The organism is Streptomyces sp. NPDC037273 (assembly GCF_055603625.1).
This window is the reverse complement of the sequence record NZ_JBVJVO010000007.1, coordinates 141408-160298: the sequence shown is the minus strand read 5'-3', so window position 1 is coordinate 160298 and position 18891 is coordinate 141408. Positions and strand designations below refer to the sequence as shown.

Below are 18891 nucleotides of genomic sequence, written 5' to 3'. Positions count from 1 at the left end.
CCATTCTCGCGCGGCGGCGGGGACGGGCTGTCAGTGGCCCGTGGGATGCTGGATCGCGATGGCCACCAGAAAGACTTCCCCCGACGACCTCCTCGGCCCCGTGACCCTCGCGGTGGGCCAGGAGGACCTGCTCCTCGACCGTGTCGTCCAGGAGGTGGTCGCGGCCGCCCGGGCCGCCGACGCCGACACGGACGTGCGGGACCTCACCCCCGACCAGCTCCAGCCCGGCGCGCTGGTGGAGCTCACCAGCCCCTCGCTCTTCGCCGAGCGCAAGGTACTGGTCGTGCGGAACGCGCAGGACCTCTCCGCCGACGCGATCAAGGACGTCAAGGCCTACCTCGGCGACCCCGTCGAGGACATCTCCCTCGTCCTGCTCCACGCGGGCGGAGCCAAGGGCAAGGCCCTGCTCGAAGCCGCGCGCAAGGCCGGTGCGCGGGAGGTGGCCTGCCCCAAGACGACGAAGCCGGCGGAGCGGCTGACGTTCGTACGCCAGGAGTTCCGGGCGCTGGGGCGTTCGGCGACACCGGAGGCCTGCCAGGCGCTCGTCGACTCGATCGGCAGCGATCTGCGCGAGCTCGCGTCCGCGGTCGCGCAGCTCACGTCCGATGTCGACGGCACGATCGACGAGGCCGTCGTCGGGCGGTACTACACCGGCCGCGCCGAGGCCTCCTCCTTCAACGTCGCCGACCGGGCCGTCGAGGGGCGGGCCGCGGAAGCCCTCGAAGCCCTCCGCTGGTCCCTCTCGACCGGTGTCGCGCCCGTCCTCATCACCAGCGCGCTCGCCCAAGGCGTACGGGCCATCGGCAAGCTCTCCTCCGCCCGCGGCGGCCGCCCCGCCGACCTCGCCCGCGAGCTCGGCATGCCCCCCTGGAAGATCGACCGCGTCCGTCAGCAGATGCGCGGCTGGACCCCCGACGGCGTCTCCCTCGCCCTCCGCGCCATCGCCGACGCCGACGCCGGCGTCAAGGGCGGCGGCGACGACCCCGAGTACGCCCTCGAAAAGGCCGTCGTCGCGGTGGCGCGCGCGGCGCGGATGCGGCGCGGCTGACGGGGCCTGGCACGCGGGCCGTCCCGGTGCGGGCCGGTCCCGGGTGCGGGCCGCCGTGATGCGGGCCGCCGCCCCCGGTGCGGGCCGGTCCCGGGTGCGGGCCGCCCCGCGGCCCGGCCGCCGGCCCTGCGGCGGGCGCTGACCGCCGGCGCCCTCAGGGCGCCGCCCGTCCGGCCGCCCGGCCGCCTCAGGCGCGTCCAGGGGTCGACCCGTCCGGCCGCCCGGCGCCCTCGGGACGCCGACCCGTCCGGGCCGTCCGGCCCCCCAGGCGCCGACCTGTCCGGCCGTCCCCCCCAGGCGTCGCCCGTCCGGCCGTCCGGCCGCCTCGGGCGCGTCCGGGCGCCGACCCGCTCGGCCCGCCTGGGCCCCCAGGTGCCGACCGTCCGGCCCAGCCCCCAGGCGCGTCCAGGCGCCGACCTGTCCGGCCGTCCGGCCGCCTCGGGCGCGTCCGGGCGCCGACCCGCTCGGCCCGCCCGGGCCCCCAGGCGCCGACCGTCCGGCTCCCCAGGCGCCGACCGTCCGGCCCCCAGCCCCCCCCAAGCCTGTCCAGGCGCCGACCCGTCTGGCCGCCCGCCCCCCCCAGGCGCGTCCAGGCGCCGCCCCGCCCAGCCCCCAGCCCCCTCAGGCGCGTCCAGGCGCCGGCCATCCGGCCCCCAGCCCCCAGCGCGTCCAGCCCCCAGCGCGTCCAGGCGTCGACCCGTCTGGCCGTCGGCCCCTTAGGCCCCCGCCTCGGATACCCCTCAGGCCCCGCCCCCGATACGACGAAGGCCCCCGGCTTCCTGGGGAGGAGGCAGGGGGCCTTCGGCGTGAAGTGGGTGGGCTCGCACACGCGTGGCGAACGCGTCCGCGTGCGAGTCCGGGGGGTCGGCGGGAGCGGGAGAGAGGGCCCGCTGGGTCCCGTACGACCGGTTAGATCAGAGCTCAGCCCTGGAGGGAGGCAACCTTGGTGGCCAGCGCCGACTTCTTGTTGGCGGCGGCGTTCTTGTGGATGACACCCTTCGAGACAGCCTTGTCGAGCTGACGCGAGGCGGCGCGAGAAGCGATGGTGGCCTTCTCGAGGTCGCCGGCGGCGACAGCCTCACGGGCCTTGCGGATCGCGGTCTTGAGCGACGACTTGACGGCCTTGTTGCGCAGGCGCGCCTTCTCGTTGGTCTTGTTCCGCTTGATCTGGGACTTGATGTTCGCCACGAAAAGAGCCTTTACAGGTTCGGTGTTCCTTCTGGATGCGATCTCGCAGGCTGAGAGGGCACGCGAGACACAGCTGTCCACAGTACCAGCCACCCTCTGAGCCGCCCAAACCGGGCGCCGGGCGACGGGCATGGGACCATGGTGTCTACGTATCCGTTCTGAACATCGCCCGAGACGAGATCCCTGCGTGCCCGCGACTCCTACCAACGTGCCCGAGCCGAGCCGTACCGACCCGGCTCTGATCCGCAACTTCTGCATCATCGCGCACATCGACCACGGCAAGTCCACGCTCGCCGACCGGATGCTCCAGCTCACCGGTGTGGTCGACCAGCGGCAGATGCGTGCTCAGTACCTCGACCGGATGGACATCGAGCGGGAGCGCGGCATCACGATCAAGTCCCAGGCGGTCCGGCTGCCCTGGGCGCCCACCGACGGGCAGGGTGACGGGAAGACCCACATCCTGAACATGATCGACACCCCCGGGCACGTCGACTTCACCTATGAGGTGTCGCGGTCGCTCGCCGCCTGTGAGGGCACGATCCTGCTCGTGGACGCGGCGCAGGGCATCGAGGCGCAGACGCTCGCCAACCTGTACCTGGCCATGGAGAACGACCTCACCATCGTTCCCGTGCTCAACAAGATCGACCTTCCGGCCGCCCAGCCGGAGAAGTTCTCCGAGGAGCTCGCGAACCTCATCGGCTGCCAGCCCGAGGACGTCCTGAAGGTCTCGGCGAAGACCGGTATGGGTGTGGAGGCGCTGCTCGACCGGGTCGTGCGGGACGTTCCGGCGCCCGTCGGCGTCGCCGACGCGCCCGCGCGCGCGATGATCTTCGACTCCGTGTACGACTCGTACCGGGGCGTCGTCACGTACGTCCGTGTGGTCGACGGCCAGCTCAACAAGCGCGAGCGCATCAAGATGATGTCGACCGGCGCGACGCACGAGCTCCTGGAGATCGGTGTCTCGTCGCCCGAGATGACCGCGTCCGACGGTCTCGGTGTCGGTGAGGTGGGTTACCTCATCACCGGCGTGAAGGACGTCCGCCAGTCCAAGGTCGGTGACACGATCACCTCCCTGAACAAGGGCGCGACCGAGGCGCTCGGCGGGTACAAGGACCCCAAGCCGATGGTGTTCTCGGGTCTGTACCCGCTGGACGGCTCGGAGTACCCGGACCTCCGCGAGGCGCTCGACAAGCTGCAGCTGAACGACGCCGCGCTGGTCTACGAGCCGGAGACCTCCGCCGCGCTCGGCTTCGGCTTCCGCGTCGGCTTCCTCGGCCTGCTGCACCTCGACGTGATCCGCGAGCGGCTGGAGCGCGAGTTCGGGCTCGACCTGATCGCCACCGCGCCGAACGTGGTCTACCGCGTGGTCATGGAGGACGGCAGCGAGCACACCGTCACCAACCCGAGCGAGTTCCCCGAGGGCAAGATCAACGATGTGTACGAGCCCGTCGTACGCGCCACGATCCTGGCCCCGAGCGAGTTCATCGGCGCGATCATGGAGCTCTGCCAGACCCGTCGCGGCACGCTGATCGGCATGGACTACCTCTCCGAGGACCGGGTGGAGATCCGCTACACCCTGCCCCTCGCCGAGATCGTCTTCGACTTCTTCGACCAGCTGAAGTCCAAGACCCGCGGCTACGCCTCGCTCGACTACGAGCCCACCGGCGAGCAGGCCTCCAGCCTGGTCAAGGTCGACATCCTGCTGCACGGCGACAAGGTGGACGCGTTCTCCGCCGTCACCCACAAGGACGCGGCGTACGCCTACGGTGTGCGGCTCGTCGCCAAGCTGCGCGAGCTCATCCCGCGGCAGGCCTTCGAGGTGCCGATCCAGGCCGCCATCGGCTCCCGGGTGATCGCCCGCGAGACCATCCGCGCCATCCGGAAGGACGTCCTCGCCAAGTGCTACGGCGGTGACATCTCCCGTAAGCGGAAGCTGCTGGAGAAGCAGAAGGAAGGCAAGAAGCGCATGAAGATGGTCGGCTCGGTGGAGGTGCCGCAGGAGGCCTTCATCGCCGTCCTGTCGAGCGACGAGTCCTCCGGCAAGAAGAAGTAACGGCGCGGGCGGAAGTAGCTGCCCTGTGCAACCAACGGGTCCACGTGCCACGCGCGCGTGGGCCCGTTCGTTATGAAGCGACGCCCGGTAAGGCCTTACGCGCCGGTCCTCGGGCCTTTACTCTGATCCCGAATCGCAGGTTACTCGCCAGTTAGTTACGCACCGCCAGAAGGCACCGCCGCCGCCCGGAGGACGTCGTGAGCGACACACAGACCCAGATCGAGAACCGGCCGCCCTCCGTGGCGTCCCTCTTCCTTACGCGCGTCGAGCGGACCCCGGACGCGGAGGCCTACCGCTATCCGGTCCGTGCCGCCTCCGGCGCCGGTCCGGACGAGTGGAAGTCGCTCAGCTGGGGGCAGGCCGCCGAGCGGGTCTACGCGATCGCCGCCGGGCTCGTCGACCTCGGCGTACAGGCCGAGGAGCGGGTCGCCCTCGCCTCCTCCACCCGCGTCGAGTGGATCCTCGCCGACCTCGGCGTGATGTGCGCCGGTGCCGCGACCACCACGGTCTACCCGCAGACCAACGCCGAGGAGTCGGCGTTCATCCTCTCGGACTCCGAGTCGAAGGTCCTCATCGCCGAGGACGCCGCCCAGCTCGCCAAGGCGGTCGAGCGCCGCGGGGACCTGCCGAACCTCCGCCACGTGGTCGTGGTCGACGCCACCGGCGTGGAGAGCGTGGAGAGCGACGGGGACTTCGTGCTCTCCCTCGCCGACCTGGAGGCGCGCGGCAAGGCGTACCTGGAGAAGCACCCCGAGGCGGTGAAGGAGCGGGTCGCCGCGATCACCTCCACCCAGCTCGCCACCCTCATCTACACCTCGGGCACCACCGGCCGCCCCAAGGGCGTCCGCCTCCCGCACGACAACTGGTCGTACATGGCCAAGGCCATCGCCGCCACCGGTCTCGTGACCCAGGAGGACGTCCAGTACCTCTGGCTGCCCCTCGCGCACGTCTTCGGCAAGGTCCTCACCTCCGGCCAGATCGAGGTCGGCCACGTCACGGCCGTCGACGGCCGTGTCGACAAGATCATCGAGAACCTGCCGGTGGTCCAGCCGACCTACATGGCCGCCGTCCCCCGCATCTTCGAGAAGGTCTACAACGGGGTCGCCGCCAAGGCCCGCGCCGGCGGCGGCGCCAAGTACAAGATCTTCCAGTGGGCGGCCGAGGTCGCCCGCGAGTACGCCAAGACCACCCAGGACAACTTCCGCCGCACCGGCACCGCCTCCGCGCCCTTCGGCCTCTCCGCGAAGCACAAGGTCGCCGACGCGCTCGTCTACGGCAAGATCCGCGAGGCCTTCGGCGGCAACCTGCGCGCCTGCATCTCCGGCTCCGCCGCGCTCGCCCCCGAGATCGGCTACTTCTTCGCCGGCGCCGGCATCCACATCCTGGAGGGGTACGGCCTCACCGAGTCCTCCGCCGCCTCCTTCGTCAACCCCGGCGAGGCCTACCGCACCGGCACCGTCGGCAAGCCGCTCCCCGGCACCGAGGTCCGCATCGCCGACGACGGCGAGATCCTGCTGCGCGGCCCCGGCATCATGGAGGGCTACCACGGCCTGCCGGAGAAGACCGCCGAGGTTCTGGAGTCCGACGGCTGGTTCCACACCGGTGACATCGGCGAGCTGTCCGCCGACGGCTACCTGCGGATCACCGACCGCAAGAAGGACCTCATCAAGACCTCCGGCGGCAAGTACATCGCGCCGGCCGAGGTCGAGGGCCAGTTCAAGGCCGTCTGCCCGTTCGTCTCCAACATCCTCGTCCACGGCGCCGACCGGAACTTCTGCACCGCGCTCATCGCCCTCGACGAGCCCTCCCTCCTCGGCTGGGCCGCCGAGCACGGCCTCGGCGGCAAGTCGTACGCGGACGTCGTCGCCGCCCCGGAGACCGTCAAGCTCATCCAGGGCTACGTGGACCGGCTCAACGAGGGCCTCCAGCGCTGGCAGACGATCAAGAAGTTCCGCCTCCTGCCCCGCGACCTCGACATCGAGCACGGCGAGCTCACCCCGTCGCTGAAGCTGAAGCGGCCGGTCGTCGAGCGCGAGTACAAGGCACTCATCGAGGAGATGTACGAGGGCTCCCGCGAGTCCTGACCCGGCGCGCGGGCCTCGTCGCCCGCGGGCGGAACGGTCCGGCAGGACCGTTCCGCCGGGCAGTACGGGACAATGGGGCTCATGCCTTCCGTACTGCCCGATGGTGAGCCCGTTCCCGACGACGGGGCGCTGCCCCCGCACGCCCTCGAAGGGGCGGGGGAGCGGCCGCTCGGGTTCTACCTGCACGTGCCGTACTGCGCGACGCGCTGCGGGTACTGCGACTTCAACACGTACACCGCGAGCGAGCTGCGCGGCACCGGCGGCGTGCTCGCCTCCCGCGACAACTACGCCGAGCAGGTCGTCGACGAGATCCGGCTCGCCCGCAAGGTCCTCGGCGACGACCCGCGGCCGGTGCGGACCGTCTTCGTCGGCGGCGGCACCCCGACGCTGCTCGCCGCCGGGGACCTCGTCCGGATGCTGGGGGCCATCCGGGACGAGTTCGGGCTCGCGGACGACGCCGAGGTCACCACGGAGGCCAACCCCGAGTCCGTGAACCCGGCCTACCTGGCCGAGCTGCGGGAGGGCGGTTTCAACCGGATCTCCTTCGGCATGCAGAGCGCCAAGCAGCACGTCCTCAAGATCCTCGACCGTACCCACACCCCCGGGCGCCCCGAGGCGTGCGTCGCCGAGGCGCGGGCCGCCGGCTTCGACCACGTCAACCTCGACCTCATCTACGGCACCCCCGGCGAGACCGACGACGACTGGCGGGCCTCCCTTGACGCGGCGATCGGCGCCGGGCCGGACCACGTGAGCGCGTACGCCCTGATCGTCGAGGAGGGCACACAGCTCGCCCGGCGCATCCGGCGCGGCGAGGTCCCCATGACCGACGACGACGTGCACGCCGACCGCTACCTCATCGCCGACGCGGCCTTCGAGGCGGCCGGCTTCTCCTGGTACGAGGTGTCCAACTGGGCCACCTCCGAAGCGGGGCGCTGCCTCCACAACGAGCTGTACTGGCGCGGCGCCGACTGGTGGGGCGCCGGTCCCGGCGCCCACTCCCACGTCGGCGGCGTCCGCTGGTGGAACGTGAAGCACCCGGGGGCGTACGCGGCCGCGCTGGCGGAGGGGCGGTCGCCGGGGGCCGGGCGGGAGCTGCTGTCGGCCGAGGACCGGCGGGTCGAGCGGATCCTCCTTGAGCTGCGGCTGCGCGAGGGCGTGGAGCTCTCGATCCTCAAGCCGGCGGGGCTCGCGGCCTCGCGCAAGGCGCTGGAGGACGGGCTGCTCGACGCCGGGGCGTACGGGGCGGGGCGGGCGGTCCTGACGCTGCGGGGGCGGCTGCTGGCGGACGCGGTGGTGCGGGACCTGGTGGACTAGCCAGGTCCTGTCCGGCGGATCACTGCCGGACCCCGACCACGGCCGGCGGCCACCCGTAGGGGGTGGCCGCCGGCCGTCGTGTGGTGCTCAGCCCGTCAGGCCGAGGGGGAGGTCACTCGAAGAGACCGGAGTCGCTCGGTACGTAGGTGAAGCAGTAGCCGTTGGTCCCGCCGTAGTACTGGTCACCGTAGTAGAGGACGTAATCGCCGGTGAACGGGCCGACGACGCCGTCGGGCTTGAGGTGGTAGAGCTCCTGGAACCACTGGACCTGGGCCTTGGTCTGCGGACCCCACACCCCGTCCTCGGCGACGACCTGGCGACCGCGCTCGCGGGCCACGTCATTGATCAGGTGCTGGACGCACCACACGCCGTGGGTGTTGTTCGCGTAGTTGTCGCCGATGTAGCCGGCGGTCGTCGAGGCCTGGGCGGTGCCGACCGACGCACCCGCGGTCAGCAGGGCGCCGGCGGCCACGACCGCCGCGCGGGAGAGGAACCTCTTCGTCATCGTCGCATCATCCGTTGTGGGGAAGGGGGGTGTCAGAAGTCGGTCGGGATGTAGCCGTAGCAGTAGCCGTCGGCGACGAAATCGCCCTGGTAGCCGGTGTAGTACGGGTCGCCCTGCTGGATGATGTAGCGGCCCGTCCTCGGGCCGACGACGCCGTCCGGGGTCAGGATGGGGATGTTCTTCTGGAACTGGACCAGGGCGTTGCGTGTCTGCGGCCCCCAGATGCCGTCCTCCGCGACGATCGGCATCGTGTACTGCAGCCCGGAGGGGTACTTGCGGGCGAAGTGGTTGAGGTTGTGCTGGACGCACCAGACGGCGTGCGTGTTGTTGCCGTAGCCGTCGCCGATGTAGGGGGCGCCGATCGAGGCCTGGGCCGTGCCGGACAGACCCAGCAGCACGCTGCCCGCCAGCGCCATGGCTGCGGCCCCGCGCCGCAATGCGGTGAGGTTCATGATTCTTCTCCTTGCGCGGGACCGGTCAGGGGCCGTAGTTGGTGGGGATGTACTGCCAGCAGTAGGCGTTGTAGCTGCCGACGTAGTACGGGTCGCCGAACTGCATGATGAGGCCGCCGGTGAGCGGGCCCACGATGCCGTCGGTCTGCAACTGCTCGCCGTTGACGTAGGCGTTCGTCTGCAGCCACTGGACCGCGGCCTTGGTGTTCGGGCCCCAGAGTCCGTCCTCCGCGAGCAGGGCCGGGTGGGTGGGGTCGGTGGTGGTGCGCATGTAGTGGTTGAGGTTGTGCTGGACGCACCAGACGGCGTGGTTGTTGTTGGCGTAGCCGTCGCCGATGTTGGGGGCCGAGGGTGAGGCGTTGGCCGTGCCGGCAGCGGCCAGCGCCAGCGTGGCCGCCGCGACGGCGGCGCCGATGATCTTGGGCAGTCGTTGGCGGTTCATGATCTTCCGATCGGGTGGCGGCGCGCGGCCGGGAGAGGCGTGACCTGGCGGCCACTCCCCGGCGGTGCTCGTTCGAAGGCGGGCGATGTGATGCCGCCACGCTGGCACGGCCGCCTCCGTCCCGGCACGGGTCCCGTGTCCCGGGATGCCCGTGCGGGGGCGGGCCGGGACGTCCCAGGACGGCGCAGACGGGGGCCCTGCCCCCTACGGCGCCGTCACGAAGTCGATCAGTTCCTCCACCCGGCCCAGGAGCTGCGGTTCCAGGTCCTTGTAGGACGTGACGCGCTTGAGGATGGCCTGCCAGATGGCGCCGGTGTTGTCGGAGGGCCAGCCGAGGGTGCGGCAGACGCCGGTTTTCCAGTCCTGGCCGCGGGGGACGGCGGGCCAGGCGGGGATACCGAGGGAGGAGGGCTTCACGGCCTCCCAGATGTCGATGTAGGGGTGACCGACGACGAGGACGTGCGGGGAGGTCACCTGGGCGGCGATGCGGGATTCCTTGGAGCCGGGGACGAGGTGGTCGACGAGGACGCCGAGGCGGGCGTCGGCGGCGGGGGCGAAGTCGGCGACGATCGACGGGAGGTCGTCGACGCCCTCCAGGTACTCGACGACGACGCCCTCGATGCGGAGGTCGTCGCCCCAGACGCGCTCGACAAGTTCGGCGTCGTGGCGGCCCTCGACGTAGATGCGGCCGGCGCGGGCCACGCGGGCGCGGGCACCGGGTACGGCGATCGAGCCGGAGGCCGTACGGGTGGGGCGGACGGGGGCGCCCGCGGCCGGCCGGACGAGGGTGACGACCCTGCCCTCCAGGAGGAAGCCGCGCGGCTCAAGCGGGAAGACCCGGTGCTTGCCGAAGCGGTCCTCCAGGGTCACGGTGCCCGCCTCGCAGCGGATCACCGCGCCGCAGAAGCCCGTCGTGACCTCCTCGACGACGAGGTCGGGGTCCGCCGGGACCTCCGGGACGGGCTTCGGCTTCTTCCAAGAAGGCGTCAGGTCCGGGTCGTAGCTGCGCATTTGGGCGACGCTACGACACCTGGAAGCGCCGTGCCAGTTCATCGCGCTGTGCCCGGACGAACGTGGCGTCCACGACCGCGCCGTGGCCCGGCACGTACGCCGCCTCCTCGCCGCCCAGGGAGAGGAGACGGTCCAGGGCGTCGGGCCAGCGGGAGGGGATGGCGTCGGGGCCGGCCTGGGGCTCGCCGGACTCCTCGACGAGGTCGCCGCAGAAGACGACCTCGCGGGAGCCGGGGACGCAGACGGCGAGGTCGTGGCCGGTGTGCCCCGGGCCGACGTTGGCGAGGAGGACCTGGCGTCGGCCCAGGTCGAGGGTCCATTCGCCGGAGACGACGTGGCGGGGGGCGACGAGGACGTCCGCGGCCTCCGCGGCGGCCGTGGCGTCGAGGCCCTGGCCCACCGCGTCCTCGCGGAGCGCCTCGCGTTCGCGCGGCAGGGAGAGGAGCTCGTCCGAGCCGACGGCGCCGAAGACCTCGGCGCCGGCGAAGACGGCCGTGCCGAAGACGTGGTCGAAGTGGGGGTGGCCGAGTGCGATGTGCGTCACCTTGCGGCCGCCCGTGAGCCGCGCCACCTGTTCGCGGAGCTCCGCTCCCTCGGTGAGCGAGGACCCCGTGTCGTACATCAGGATCCCCCGCTCGCCCACGACGAGGCCCACCGTGGCGTCCCAGCCCGGGAGTCGGCGCCGGCCGACTCCGTCCGCGAGACGCTCCCAGCCGTACGCTTCCCAATCGATGTCCATGGGGCGACGCTAACCGTCGGGCGGCCCTCCTCCTTGCCAGGAGCGTTGCCCGCCGCCGTACACTAGCCGGGGGATTGCTGGCACTCAGACAGGGTGAGTGCCAAAAGCGGAGCAACCGGAACGACGACAGCTGGAGGTGCGCACGATGCTCAGCGAACGCAGACTCGAGGTGCTGCGCGCCATCGTCCAGGACTACGTCGGGACGGAGGAGCCCGTCGGCTCCAAGGCGCTCACCGAGCGGCACAAGCTCGGAGTCTCGCCCGCCACCGTGCGCAACGACATGGCGGTCCTGGAGGAGGAGGGGTACATCGCCCAGCCTCACACCAGTGCCGGGCGCATCCCGACCGACAAGGGCTACCGCCTCTTCGTCGACCGGCTCGCCGGCGTCAAGCCGCTGTCGACGCCCGAGCGGCGCGCCATCCACAACTTCCTCGACGGCGCGGTGGACCTGGACGACGTCGTCGGCCGTACGGTCCGGCTGCTCGCCCAGCTGACCCGTCAGGTCGCCGTCGTCCAGTACCCCTCGCTGACCCGTTCGACCGTCCGGCACGTGGAGCTGCTCTCGCTGGCCCCGGCCCGCCTGATGCTCGTCCTCATCACGGACACCGGCCGGGTCGAGCAGCGGGTCGTGGACTGTCCCGCGCCCTTCGGCGAGGCCTCGCTGGCCGACCTGCGGGCCCGGCTCAACAGCCGGGTCGTCGGCCGCCGGTTCGCCGACGTGCCGCAGCTGGTGCAGGACCTCCCCGAGTCCTTCGAGGAGATCGAGGACCGCGCCACGGTCTCCACCGTGCTCGCGACCCTCCTCGAAACGCTCGTGGAGGAGCACGAGGAGCGGCTGATGATCGGCGGCACCGCCAATCTCACCCGCTTCGGACACGACTTCCCCCTGATGATCAGGCCCGTCCTGGAAGCCCTGGAGGAGCAGGTCGTGCTCCTCAAGCTGCTCGGCGAGGCCAAGGAATCGGGCATGACCGTACGGATCGGGCACGAGAACGCCCACGAGGGGCTGAGCTCCACGTCCGTCGTCTCGGTCGGCTACGGTTCGGGCGGCGAGGCAGTCGCCAAACTCGGCGTGGTCGGACCGACCCGCATGGACTACCCCGGAACGATGGGAGCGGTACGCGCAGTGGCACGTTACGTCGGACAGATCCTGGCGGAGTCGTAAGTGGCCACGGACTACTACGCCGTGCTCGGCGTGCGCCGCGACGCGTCCCAGGACGAGATCAAGAAGGCTTTCCGGAGGCTCGCCCGCGAGCTGCACCCGGACGTCAATCCCGATCCGAAGACGCAGGAACGCTTCAAGGAGATCAACGCCGCCTACGAGGTCCTCTCGGACCCGCAGAAGAAGCAGGTCTACGACCTGGGCGGCGACCCGCTCTCGGCCTCCGGCGGAGGCGGCGCGGGCGGCTTCGGAGCCGGTGGCTTCGGCAACTTCTCCGACATCATGGACGCCTTCTTCGGTACGGCTTCGCAGCGCGGTCCGCGCTCGCGGACCCGCCGCGGCCAGGACGCCATGATCCGCCTGGAGATCGACCTCAACGAGGCCGCCTTCGGCACCACCAAGGACATCCAGGTCGACACGGCCGTCGTCTGCACGACCTGCTCCGGCGAGGGCGCCGCGCCCGGCACCTCCGCGCAGACCTGCGACATGTGCCGAGGCCGCGGTGAGGTCTCCCAGGTCACCCGGTCCTTCCTCGGCCAGGTCATGACCTCCCGGCCCTGCCCCCAGTGCCAGGGCTTCGGCACCGTCGTCCCGACCCCGTGCCCCGAGTGCGCGGGCGACGGCCGGGTCCGCTCCCGCCGCACGCTCACGGTCAAGATCCCGGCCGGTGTCGACAACGGCACCCGCATCCAGCTCGCGGGCGAGGGCGAGGTCGGCCCCGGCGGCGGCCCCGCCGGCGACCTGTACGTCGAGATCCACGAGATCCCGCACGACACCTTCCAGCGGCGCGGCGACGACCTGCACTGCACGGTCACCATCCCGATGACGGCAGCCGCGCTCGGCACCAAGGTGCAGCTGCAGACCCTCGACGGCCTCGAGGAGATCGACATCCGTCCGGGCACGCAGTCCGGCCAGTCGATCCCGCTCCACGGCCGCGGCGTCACGCACCTGCGCGGCAACGGCCGGGGCGACCTCGTCGTCCACGTCGAGGTCCAGACCCCCGGCAAGCTCGACGCCGAGCAGGAGCGCCTGCTCCGCGAGCTCGCCAAGCTCCGCGGCGAGGAACGGCCCACCGGCCAGTTCCAGCCCGGACAGCAGGGGTTGTTCTCGCGCCTGAAGGATGCGTTCAACGGGCGGTAGGGCTTGGTCGTGAGGAGGGGCGGTGCCGGTGGGCACCCCCCCTCCTCGTTTTCGGAACGGATCGTTCCGGGACCTGACGTACGGATTCGGCCGGGAAGCAGGGGCATGACACGATGCCCATATGTCCACCACCGCACTGAACGATCTCTCTCGGTTTCCGATCGTGCAGGCCCCCATGGCGGGTGGAGCCTCCGGCCCGGGGCTGGTCGGGGCCGTCTGCGAGGCCGGGGGGCTGGGCTTCCTGGCGGGCGGCTACAAGACGGCCGGCGGGATGTACCAGGAGATCAAGCAGGTGCGCGGGCTGACCGGGCGGCCGTTCGGAGTGAACCTGTTCATGCCGCAGGGCGGGCGGTACGCCGACCCCTCGGCCGTCGAGGTCTACCGCCACCAGCTCGCGGGCGAGGCCACCTGGTACCAGACACCGCTCGGCGAGACCGACGACTCCCGGGACGACGGTTACGAGGCCAAGCTGGCGATCCTCCGCGAGGACCCGGTCCGGGTCGTGTCCTTCACGTTCGGCTGCCCGACGGCCGAGGTCCTCACCTCCTTCGCACGGGTCGGTACGTTCACGATCGTGACCGTCACCTCCGCCGACGAGGCCCTCGCCGCCGAGGAGGCGGGCGCCGACGCCGTGTGCGTCCAGGGCGTCGAGGCGGGCGGTCACCAGGGCACGTACCGCGACGACCCGGCCGACGAAGGACCTCAGGGCACCGGGCTGCTCGCCCTCGTCACGCAGGTACGCGAGCGCGTGGGACTGCCGATCGTGGCCGCAGGCGGGATCATGCGCGGCGCTCAGATCGCCGCCGTGCTCGCCGCCGGGGCGGACGCCGCCCAGCTCGGCACCGCCTTCCTCTGCTGCCCCGAATCGGGCGCCCATCCGCTGCACAAGCGGGCCCTGACCGATCCGCTGTTCACCCGGACCGCCCTCACCCGGGCCTTCTCCGGACGCCCGGCGCGCGGACTCGTGAACCGTTTCGTGCGCGAGCACGGACCGTACGCCCCCGCCGCCTACCCCGAGGTCCACCACCTCACCGCCCCCCTCCGCAAGGCCGCGGCCGACGCGGGCGACGCCCAGGGCATGGCCCTGTGGGCCGGCCAGGGGCACCGGCTCGCCCGCCCGCTGCCCGCCGGGGAGCTGGTCGAGGTGCTGGCCGCCGAACTCGACACCGCCCTCTCCGAGATCGCCCACAGGAGCGCCTCATGACCGCACCCGTCTTCGTCGTCGACGCCGTCCCCGACACCCGGCAGTTCGTCCTGGACGGCCCCGAGGGCAGGCACGCCGTCTCGGTGAAGCGGCTGAACCCGGGCGAGGACATCGTCCTGACCGACGGCCGCGGCCGCTGGGCCGACTGCGTGGTGACCGCGGCCGAGGGCAAGGACCGGCTGACCGTGGAGCTCTCGACGGTGCACGAGGACCCCGAGGAGGAGCCGCGGATCACCGTCGTCCAGGCGCTCCCCAAGGGCGACCGGGGCGAACTCGCCGTGGAGACCATGACGGAGACCGGCGTCGACGCGATCGTGCCGTGGGCCGCCGCCCGCTGCATCACCCAGTGGAAGGGCGACCGCGGCCTCAAGGCCCTCGCCAAGTGGCGGTCCACCGCGCGCGAGGCCGGCAAGCAGTCGCGCCGCACCCGCTTCCCCGAGGTCGCCGACCTCATGACGACCAAGCAGGTCGCCGCGCTCCTCTCCGGCGCCGACTTCGCGGCCGTCCTGCACGAGGACCGCGACCACCCCAGCGGCGCGCTCGCCACCGCCGAGCTCCCGGCGAAGGGCTCGATCGTCCTGGTCGTCGGCCCCGAGGGCGGGGTCTCCCCGGACGAGCTCGCCGCCTTCGAGGCCGCCGGCGCGCAGCCGTACCGCCTGGGCCGCAGCGTCCTGCGCACCTCCACGGCGGGCACGGCCGCCACGGCCCTGGTCCTCGGCCGCACCGGCCGCTGGAGCTAGGCAGCTACGGGGTGTCCGGCGGAACGTCGCCGCACGGACCCGCTGGACAACGGCCCCCGGTCGCTCCTTAGGGTGGCCGCATGGCCGACGAGTCCCCCCTGATCCGCAGTCTGCGCGCCGCCGTGGCCGCCGCGCCCGGTGACGTACCCCTGCGTCTTCACTTCGCCGAGCTCCTCCTCGCCGAAGGGCGGAACGACGAGGCCGTCGCCGAGGCGGCGGTCGCGCTCCAGCACGCCCCCGGGGACGCGGACGCGCGGGCGCTGATGGTGCGGGCGATGGGGATGCCGCCGGCCGAGCCGCCGGTCAGTGCGCCGACAGAGGCCGCTGTGAAGCCCGAGGCGCCGGTGGGTGACGCGGACCCGGTCGCCTTCGACTGGGCCGCCGCGGAGCAGCAGGTGCAGGACCTCGTCGGGCCCCGGTTCCTCGACGAGCCGCAGGCGGACGGCGGGGACGGACCGGCGGGCGACGCGGCCGCGTGGGACGTCGACGCGCCGGGGGCGGTGCGGCTGGCCGACGTGGGTGGCATGGAGGAGGTCAAGGACCGCCTGGAGGCCGCCTTCCTCGCGCCGATGCGCAACCCCGAACTGCGCAGGCTGTACGGGAAGTCGCTGCGCGGCGGACTGCTGCTCTACGGGCCGCCCGGCTGCGGCAAGACGTTCATCGCGCGGGCGGTCGCGGGCGAGCTGGGCGCGAACTTCCTCACCGTGTCGCTGTCCGACGTCCTCGACATGTGGATCGGGGCGTCCGAGAAGAACATCCACGACATCTTCGAGACCGCGCGCCGCCAGGCGCCCTGCGTCGTCTTCCTCGACGAGCTGGACGCGCTCGGCGGCAAGCGCTCGCGCACCCACCACAGCGGGCTGCGGAACGTCGTCAACCAGCTGCTCACCGAGCTCGACGGCATCGCGAGCGGCGCCGGCAACGAGGGCGTCTTCGTGCTCGCCGCCACCAACGTGCCCTGGGACGTGGATATCGCGCTGCGCCGCCCCGGCCGGCTCGACCGCACGCTGCTCGTGCTGCCGCCGGACGCCAAGGCACGGGAGGCGATCCTCCGCTACCACCTGCGGGAGCGGCCGATCGAGGCCGTCGACCTCGGCAAGCTCGTCAAGGCCACCGAGGACTTCTCCGGCGCCGACCTCGCCCACCTGTGCGAGACGGCCGCCGAGGCCGCGCTGCTGGACTCCGCCCGCACCGGCTCCGTACGCCTGATCACCACCAAGGACCTGCTCGGCGCGGCCAAGCAGATCAAGCCGTCCACGGAGCCGTGGTTCGCCTCGGCCCGGAACGTCGCCATGTTCGCCAACGAGGGCGGCCTGTACGACGACCTCCTCGCCCACCTCAAGCGGAAGCGCAAGCTGTGACCACCTCCGGCGGCCCGACCGCCCTCCTGCGTGCCGAGGCGCTGTACGACGCCGGGCGGTACGCGCAGGCCGGGGCGCTCGTCGCCCAGCACCTGGCGACCGACCCGGAGGACGCCGAGGCCCTCGTGCTGCTCGCCCGCTGCCACCACCGCAACGGCGAGGGCCCGGCCGCCCTGGCCGCCGTGGACCAGGCGCTGCGGGCCCAGCCCGAGCTGCTCGGGGGCTGGCTGATGCGGGTCCACATCCTGCTCGCCGCCAAGCGGTACCCGGAGGCCGAGGCCTCCGCCCGGCACGCGGTCGAGCTGGCCCCGCAGTACTGGGGCACCCACTACGCGCTCGGCACCGCCCTCGCGGAGCACGGCGAACACGCCCGCACCCCCGGCCGTACCGTCGAGGCGTACGAGGCGGCGAGGGCCGCCGTCGCCCTCGCGCCCGAGGAGGACGCGGCGCACTTCCTGGTCGGCCTGACCGCCCAGCGGCGCGGCGACCGGGTGACCGCGCAGCGGGCGTACGAGACGACGCTGCGGCTCAACCCGCAGAGCAGCGAGGCCCACAACAACCTCTCGCTGCTGCGGCTGCGGCGCCGCTGGTTCCGGCGCGGCGCGTGGACCGAGGCCGCCGAGGGCTTCGTCGCCTCCGCCGCGCTCGACCTCCAGGACCGCAAGGCCCGCTACAACCTGGAGGCCATGGCCTGGAACACCGCCGCCGGGGCCCGCTGGGTGGCGCTGCTCGGCTTCATCGCCTCCGCCGTCGCCCTCGCCTGGATCCCCGACGGCGCCGGTTGGGCCGAGGCTGCCGTCCCGCTCCTCGTGGGCGGGGCCGTGGTCGTCGGTTCCTGGACCGGATGGGCGGTGTGGATGGCCCGCCGGGTGCCGCCCCGGCTGCGCCGGCCCCTGCTCCTCGTGGCGCGCAACTGCCGGCCCGTGCTGTTCATGGCCGGTGCCGTGGGGCTCCTCGGCCTCTACTCGCTGCTCGCGCTCGCCCTGTGGGCGCTGGACTCGGGGATGGTGAGCGGGTTCGGGACGCCGCTGTTCTGGGCCGTGATCATCACGTACTGGGTGAGCCGCTCGGCCCTGAACCGGCGCGCACCCAAGGACTGACCAGGGACGCGGCGATGTCGGGGGCGGCCGATAGCATGCGCGTGTACCGACCGACAGAGGCGAGGGAGGCCCGGGCCATGGCCGGAGAGCCGCAGAGCGACTGCCTGTTCTGCAAGATCGTGTCAGGGGAGGTGCCGGCGACGATCGTGCGCGAGAGCGAGACGACCGTGGCGTTCCGCGACATCAACCCGCAGGCGCCCACGCACGTCCTCGTCATCCCGCGCGCCCACTACCCGGACGCCGCGTCCCTGGCCGCGGCCGAGCCGGCCATCGCCGCCGACGTGCTGCGCGAGGCCGGCGAGGTCGCCGCGCAGGAGAAGGTCGACGGCCACGGCTTCCGGATCGTCTTCAACACCGGCGCGGGCGCCGGCCAGACCGTCTTCCACGCGCACGCGCACGTGCTGGGCGGCCGCGGCCTCAACTGGCCCCCCGGATAGCCCCGTGTCCGTACGCGAACTGGTCGTCCTCGGGACCGCGAGCCAGGTCCCGACCCGGCACCGCAACCACAACGGCTATCTGCTGCGCTGGGACGGCCAGGGCATCATGTTCGACCCCGGCGAGGGCACCCAGCGGCAGATGCTGCGGGCCGGGGTCGCCGCGCACGACCTCGACCGGATCTGCGTGACGCACTTCCACGGCGACCACTCGCTGGGCCTGGCCGGGGTGATCCAGCGGATCAACCTCGACCAGGTCCCGCACCCGGTCACCGCGCACTACCCCGCGAGCGGGCAGCACTTCTTCGAGCGGCTGCGGTACGCCACGGCGTACCGCGAGACCGTGAAGCTGGCCGAGTCGCCCGTCGCCGCCGACGGTCCCGTCGCCGTCACCGGGTCCTACACCCTCGAAGCGCGCCGGCTCTCGCACCCCGTCGAGTCGTACGGCTACCGGATCGTCGAGCCCGACGGGCGCCGCATCCTGCCCGAGCAGCTGGCCGCCCACGGCATCAAGGGCCCCGACGTGGGCCGGATCCAGCGCGACGGCGTCCTGAACGGCGTGACCCTCGACGAGGTCAGCGAGGTCCGGCGCGGGCAGCGCTTCGCCTTCGTCATGGACACCCGGCTCTGTGACGGGGTGCACGCGCTCGCCGAGGGCGCGGACATGCTCGTCATCGAGTCCACCTTCCTCGACGAGGACGTCCGCCTCGCCGCCGACCACGGCCACCTCACGGCCGGACAGGCCGCGGCGGTCGCGCGGGACGCGGGCGTGCGGCACCTCGTCCTCACCCACTTCTCGCAGCGCTACTCCGACCCCTCCGCGTTCGAACAGCAGGCGCGGGCGGCCGGGTTCGACGGCGAGCTGAGCATCGCCCAGGACCTCATGCGGGTCCCCGTACCGAAACGAACGTGAC

The 18891-nt window shown here is 72.4% G+C and carries 18 protein-coding genes; 12 read left to right on the top strand and 6 right to left on the bottom strand.

Annotation, left to right across the window (positions count from 1 at the left end):
- Positions 1-58 precede the first annotated feature (58 nt).
- Positions 59-1048, top strand: a complete 990-nt coding sequence (holA, locus tag ACZ7G1_RS20410; RefSeq protein WP_470873044.1) for a DNA polymerase III subunit delta — start codon at positions 59-61, stop codon at positions 1046-1048.
- A gap of 921 nt (positions 1049-1969) precedes the next feature.
- On the opposite strand, the gene rpsT is transcribed toward holA, so the two are convergent.
- A complete protein-coding gene (gene rpsT, locus ACZ7G1_RS20405) occupies positions 1970-2236 on the bottom strand; it encodes a 30S ribosomal protein S20 (RefSeq protein WP_470873046.1) in 267 nt (88 codons plus the stop codon).
- Positions 2237-2423: 187 nt separating this feature from the next.
- Between rpsT and lepA the strand changes: the two genes are divergently transcribed.
- From lepA to hemW, 3 genes are all read left to right on the top strand, one after another.
- A complete protein-coding gene (lepA, locus tag ACZ7G1_RS20400; protein ID WP_470873048.1) occupies positions 2424-4289 on the top strand; it encodes a translation elongation factor 4 in 1866 nt (621 codons plus the stop codon).
- Between the two features lie 197 nt (positions 4290-4486).
- Positions 4487-6373, top strand: a complete 1887-nt coding sequence (locus ACZ7G1_RS20395; RefSeq protein ID WP_470873050.1) for an AMP-dependent synthetase/ligase — start codon at positions 4487-4489, stop codon at positions 6371-6373.
- An 81-nt stretch (positions 6374-6454) separates the two neighbouring features.
- Positions 6455-7687, top strand: a complete 1233-nt coding sequence (gene hemW, locus ACZ7G1_RS20390) for a radical SAM family heme chaperone HemW (protein WP_470873052.1) — start codon at positions 6455-6457, stop codon at positions 7685-7687.
- Positions 7688-7799: 112 nt separating this feature from the next.
- Here the strand turns inward: hemW and ACZ7G1_RS20385 are convergent, their stop codons facing one another.
- From ACZ7G1_RS20385 to ACZ7G1_RS20365, 5 genes are all read right to left on the bottom strand, one after another.
- Positions 7800-8192 carry a peptidoglycan-binding domain-containing protein gene (locus tag ACZ7G1_RS20385; protein ID WP_470873054.1) on the bottom strand — a complete coding sequence of 131 codons (393 nt, stop codon included), beginning with the start codon at positions 8190-8192 and terminating at the stop codon, positions 7800-7802.
- Positions 8193-8224: 32 nt separating this feature from the next.
- Positions 8225-8644: a peptidoglycan-binding domain-containing protein gene (locus tag ACZ7G1_RS20380; RefSeq protein WP_470873056.1), complete on the bottom strand. Its 420-nt coding sequence runs from the start codon at positions 8642-8644 to the stop codon at positions 8225-8227.
- 25 nt (positions 8645-8669) lie between these two features.
- Positions 8670-9086: a peptidoglycan-binding domain-containing protein gene (locus ACZ7G1_RS20375; protein WP_470873057.1), complete on the bottom strand. Its 417-nt coding sequence runs from the start codon at positions 9084-9086 to the stop codon at positions 8670-8672.
- Between the two features lie 204 nt (positions 9087-9290).
- Complete coding sequence (locus ACZ7G1_RS20370) at positions 9291-10097, bottom strand: DUF3097 domain-containing protein (protein WP_470873059.1); 807 nt, start codon at positions 10095-10097, stop codon at positions 9291-9293.
- A gap of 10 nt (positions 10098-10107) precedes the next feature.
- Positions 10108-10836, bottom strand: coding sequence for an MBL fold metallo-hydrolase (locus ACZ7G1_RS20365; RefSeq protein WP_470873061.1), 729 nt, complete (start codon positions 10834-10836; stop codon positions 10108-10110).
- 145 nt (positions 10837-10981) lie between these two features.
- Between ACZ7G1_RS20365 and hrcA the strand changes: the two genes are divergently transcribed.
- The 8 genes from hrcA to ACZ7G1_RS20325 all read left to right on the top strand — a co-directional run bounded on the left by hrcA (position 10982) and on the right by ACZ7G1_RS20325 (position 18890).
- The gene (gene hrcA / locus ACZ7G1_RS20360) at positions 10982-12001 is read left to right on the top strand and encodes a heat-inducible transcriptional repressor HrcA (protein WP_470873063.1); all 1020 of its coding nucleotides are present in this window, start codon (positions 10982-10984) and stop codon (positions 11999-12001) included.
- Positions 12002-13138, top strand: a complete 1137-nt coding sequence (gene dnaJ / locus ACZ7G1_RS20355) for a molecular chaperone DnaJ (RefSeq protein ID WP_470873065.1) — start codon at positions 12002-12004, stop codon at positions 13136-13138.
- A 121-nt stretch (positions 13139-13259) separates the two neighbouring features.
- On the top strand, positions 13260-14342 hold the full coding sequence (locus ACZ7G1_RS20350) for a nitronate monooxygenase (protein WP_470873067.1): 1083 nt from the start codon (positions 13260-13262) through the stop codon (positions 14340-14342).
- Positions 14339-15082 (top strand): 16S rRNA (uracil(1498)-N(3))-methyltransferase, encoded by a 744-nt coding sequence (locus ACZ7G1_RS20345; protein WP_470873069.1) that lies wholly within the window; start codon positions 14339-14341, stop codon positions 15080-15082. Before ACZ7G1_RS20350 ends, ACZ7G1_RS20345 begins: the two co-directional genes overlap by 4 nt.
- An 80-nt stretch (positions 15083-15162) precedes the next feature.
- Positions 15163-16443, top strand: a complete 1281-nt coding sequence (locus ACZ7G1_RS20340) for an ATP-binding protein (RefSeq protein ID WP_470873070.1) — start codon at positions 15163-15165, stop codon at positions 16441-16443.
- Positions 16440-17543: a tetratricopeptide repeat protein gene (locus ACZ7G1_RS20335; RefSeq protein WP_470873072.1), complete on the top strand. Its 1104-nt coding sequence runs from the start codon at positions 16440-16442 to the stop codon at positions 17541-17543. Before ACZ7G1_RS20340 ends, ACZ7G1_RS20335 begins: the two co-directional genes overlap by 4 nt.
- A gap of 77 nt (positions 17544-17620) precedes the next feature.
- Positions 17621-17980 (top strand): histidine triad nucleotide-binding protein, encoded by a 360-nt coding sequence (locus ACZ7G1_RS20330; protein ID WP_470873074.1) that lies wholly within the window; start codon positions 17621-17623, stop codon positions 17978-17980.
- A gap of 4 nt (positions 17981-17984) precedes the next feature.
- Positions 17985-18890 carry a ribonuclease Z gene (locus ACZ7G1_RS20325; protein ID WP_470873076.1) on the top strand — a complete coding sequence of 302 codons (906 nt, stop codon included), beginning with the start codon at positions 17985-17987 and terminating at the stop codon, positions 18888-18890.
- Position 18891: the final 1 nt, after the last annotated feature.

Excerpts from the sequence above, each read along its gene's own strand:
- holA (WP_470873044.1), top strand. The coding sequence starts at position 59 with ATGGCCACCAGAAAGACTTCCCCCGACGACCTCCTCGGCCCCGTGACC.
- hemW (WP_470873052.1), top strand. The coding sequence starts at position 6,455 with ATGCCTTCCGTACTGCCCGATGGTGAGCCCGTTCCCGACGACGGGGCG.
- ACZ7G1_RS20385 (WP_470873054.1), bottom strand. The coding sequence starts at position 8,192 with ATGACGAAGAGGTTCCTCTCCCGCGCGGCGGTCGTGGCCGCCGGCGCC.
- ACZ7G1_RS20380 (WP_470873056.1), bottom strand. The coding sequence starts at position 8,644 with ATGAACCTCACCGCATTGCGGCGCGGGGCCGCAGCCATGGCGCTGGCG.
- ACZ7G1_RS20375 (WP_470873057.1), bottom strand. The coding sequence starts at position 9,086 with ATGAACCGCCAACGACTGCCCAAGATCATCGGCGCCGCCGTCGCGGCG.
- ACZ7G1_RS20370 (WP_470873059.1), bottom strand. The coding sequence starts at position 10,097 with ATGCGCAGCTACGACCCGGACCTGACGCCTTCTTGGAAGAAGCCGAAG.
- ACZ7G1_RS20365 (WP_470873061.1), bottom strand. The coding sequence starts at position 10,836 with ATGGACATCGATTGGGAAGCGTACGGCTGGGAGCGTCTCGCGGACGGA.
- hrcA (WP_470873063.1), top strand. The coding sequence starts at position 10,982 with ATGCTCAGCGAACGCAGACTCGAGGTGCTGCGCGCCATCGTCCAGGAC.
- ACZ7G1_RS20350 (WP_470873067.1), top strand. The coding sequence starts at position 13,260 with ATGTCCACCACCGCACTGAACGATCTCTCTCGGTTTCCGATCGTGCAG.
- ACZ7G1_RS20345 (WP_470873069.1), top strand. The coding sequence starts at position 14,339 with ATGACCGCACCCGTCTTCGTCGTCGACGCCGTCCCCGACACCCGGCAG.
- ACZ7G1_RS20340 (WP_470873070.1), top strand. The coding sequence starts at position 15,163 with ATGGCCGACGAGTCCCCCCTGATCCGCAGTCTGCGCGCCGCCGTGGCC.
- ACZ7G1_RS20330 (WP_470873074.1), top strand. The coding sequence starts at position 17,621 with ATGGCCGGAGAGCCGCAGAGCGACTGCCTGTTCTGCAAGATCGTGTCA.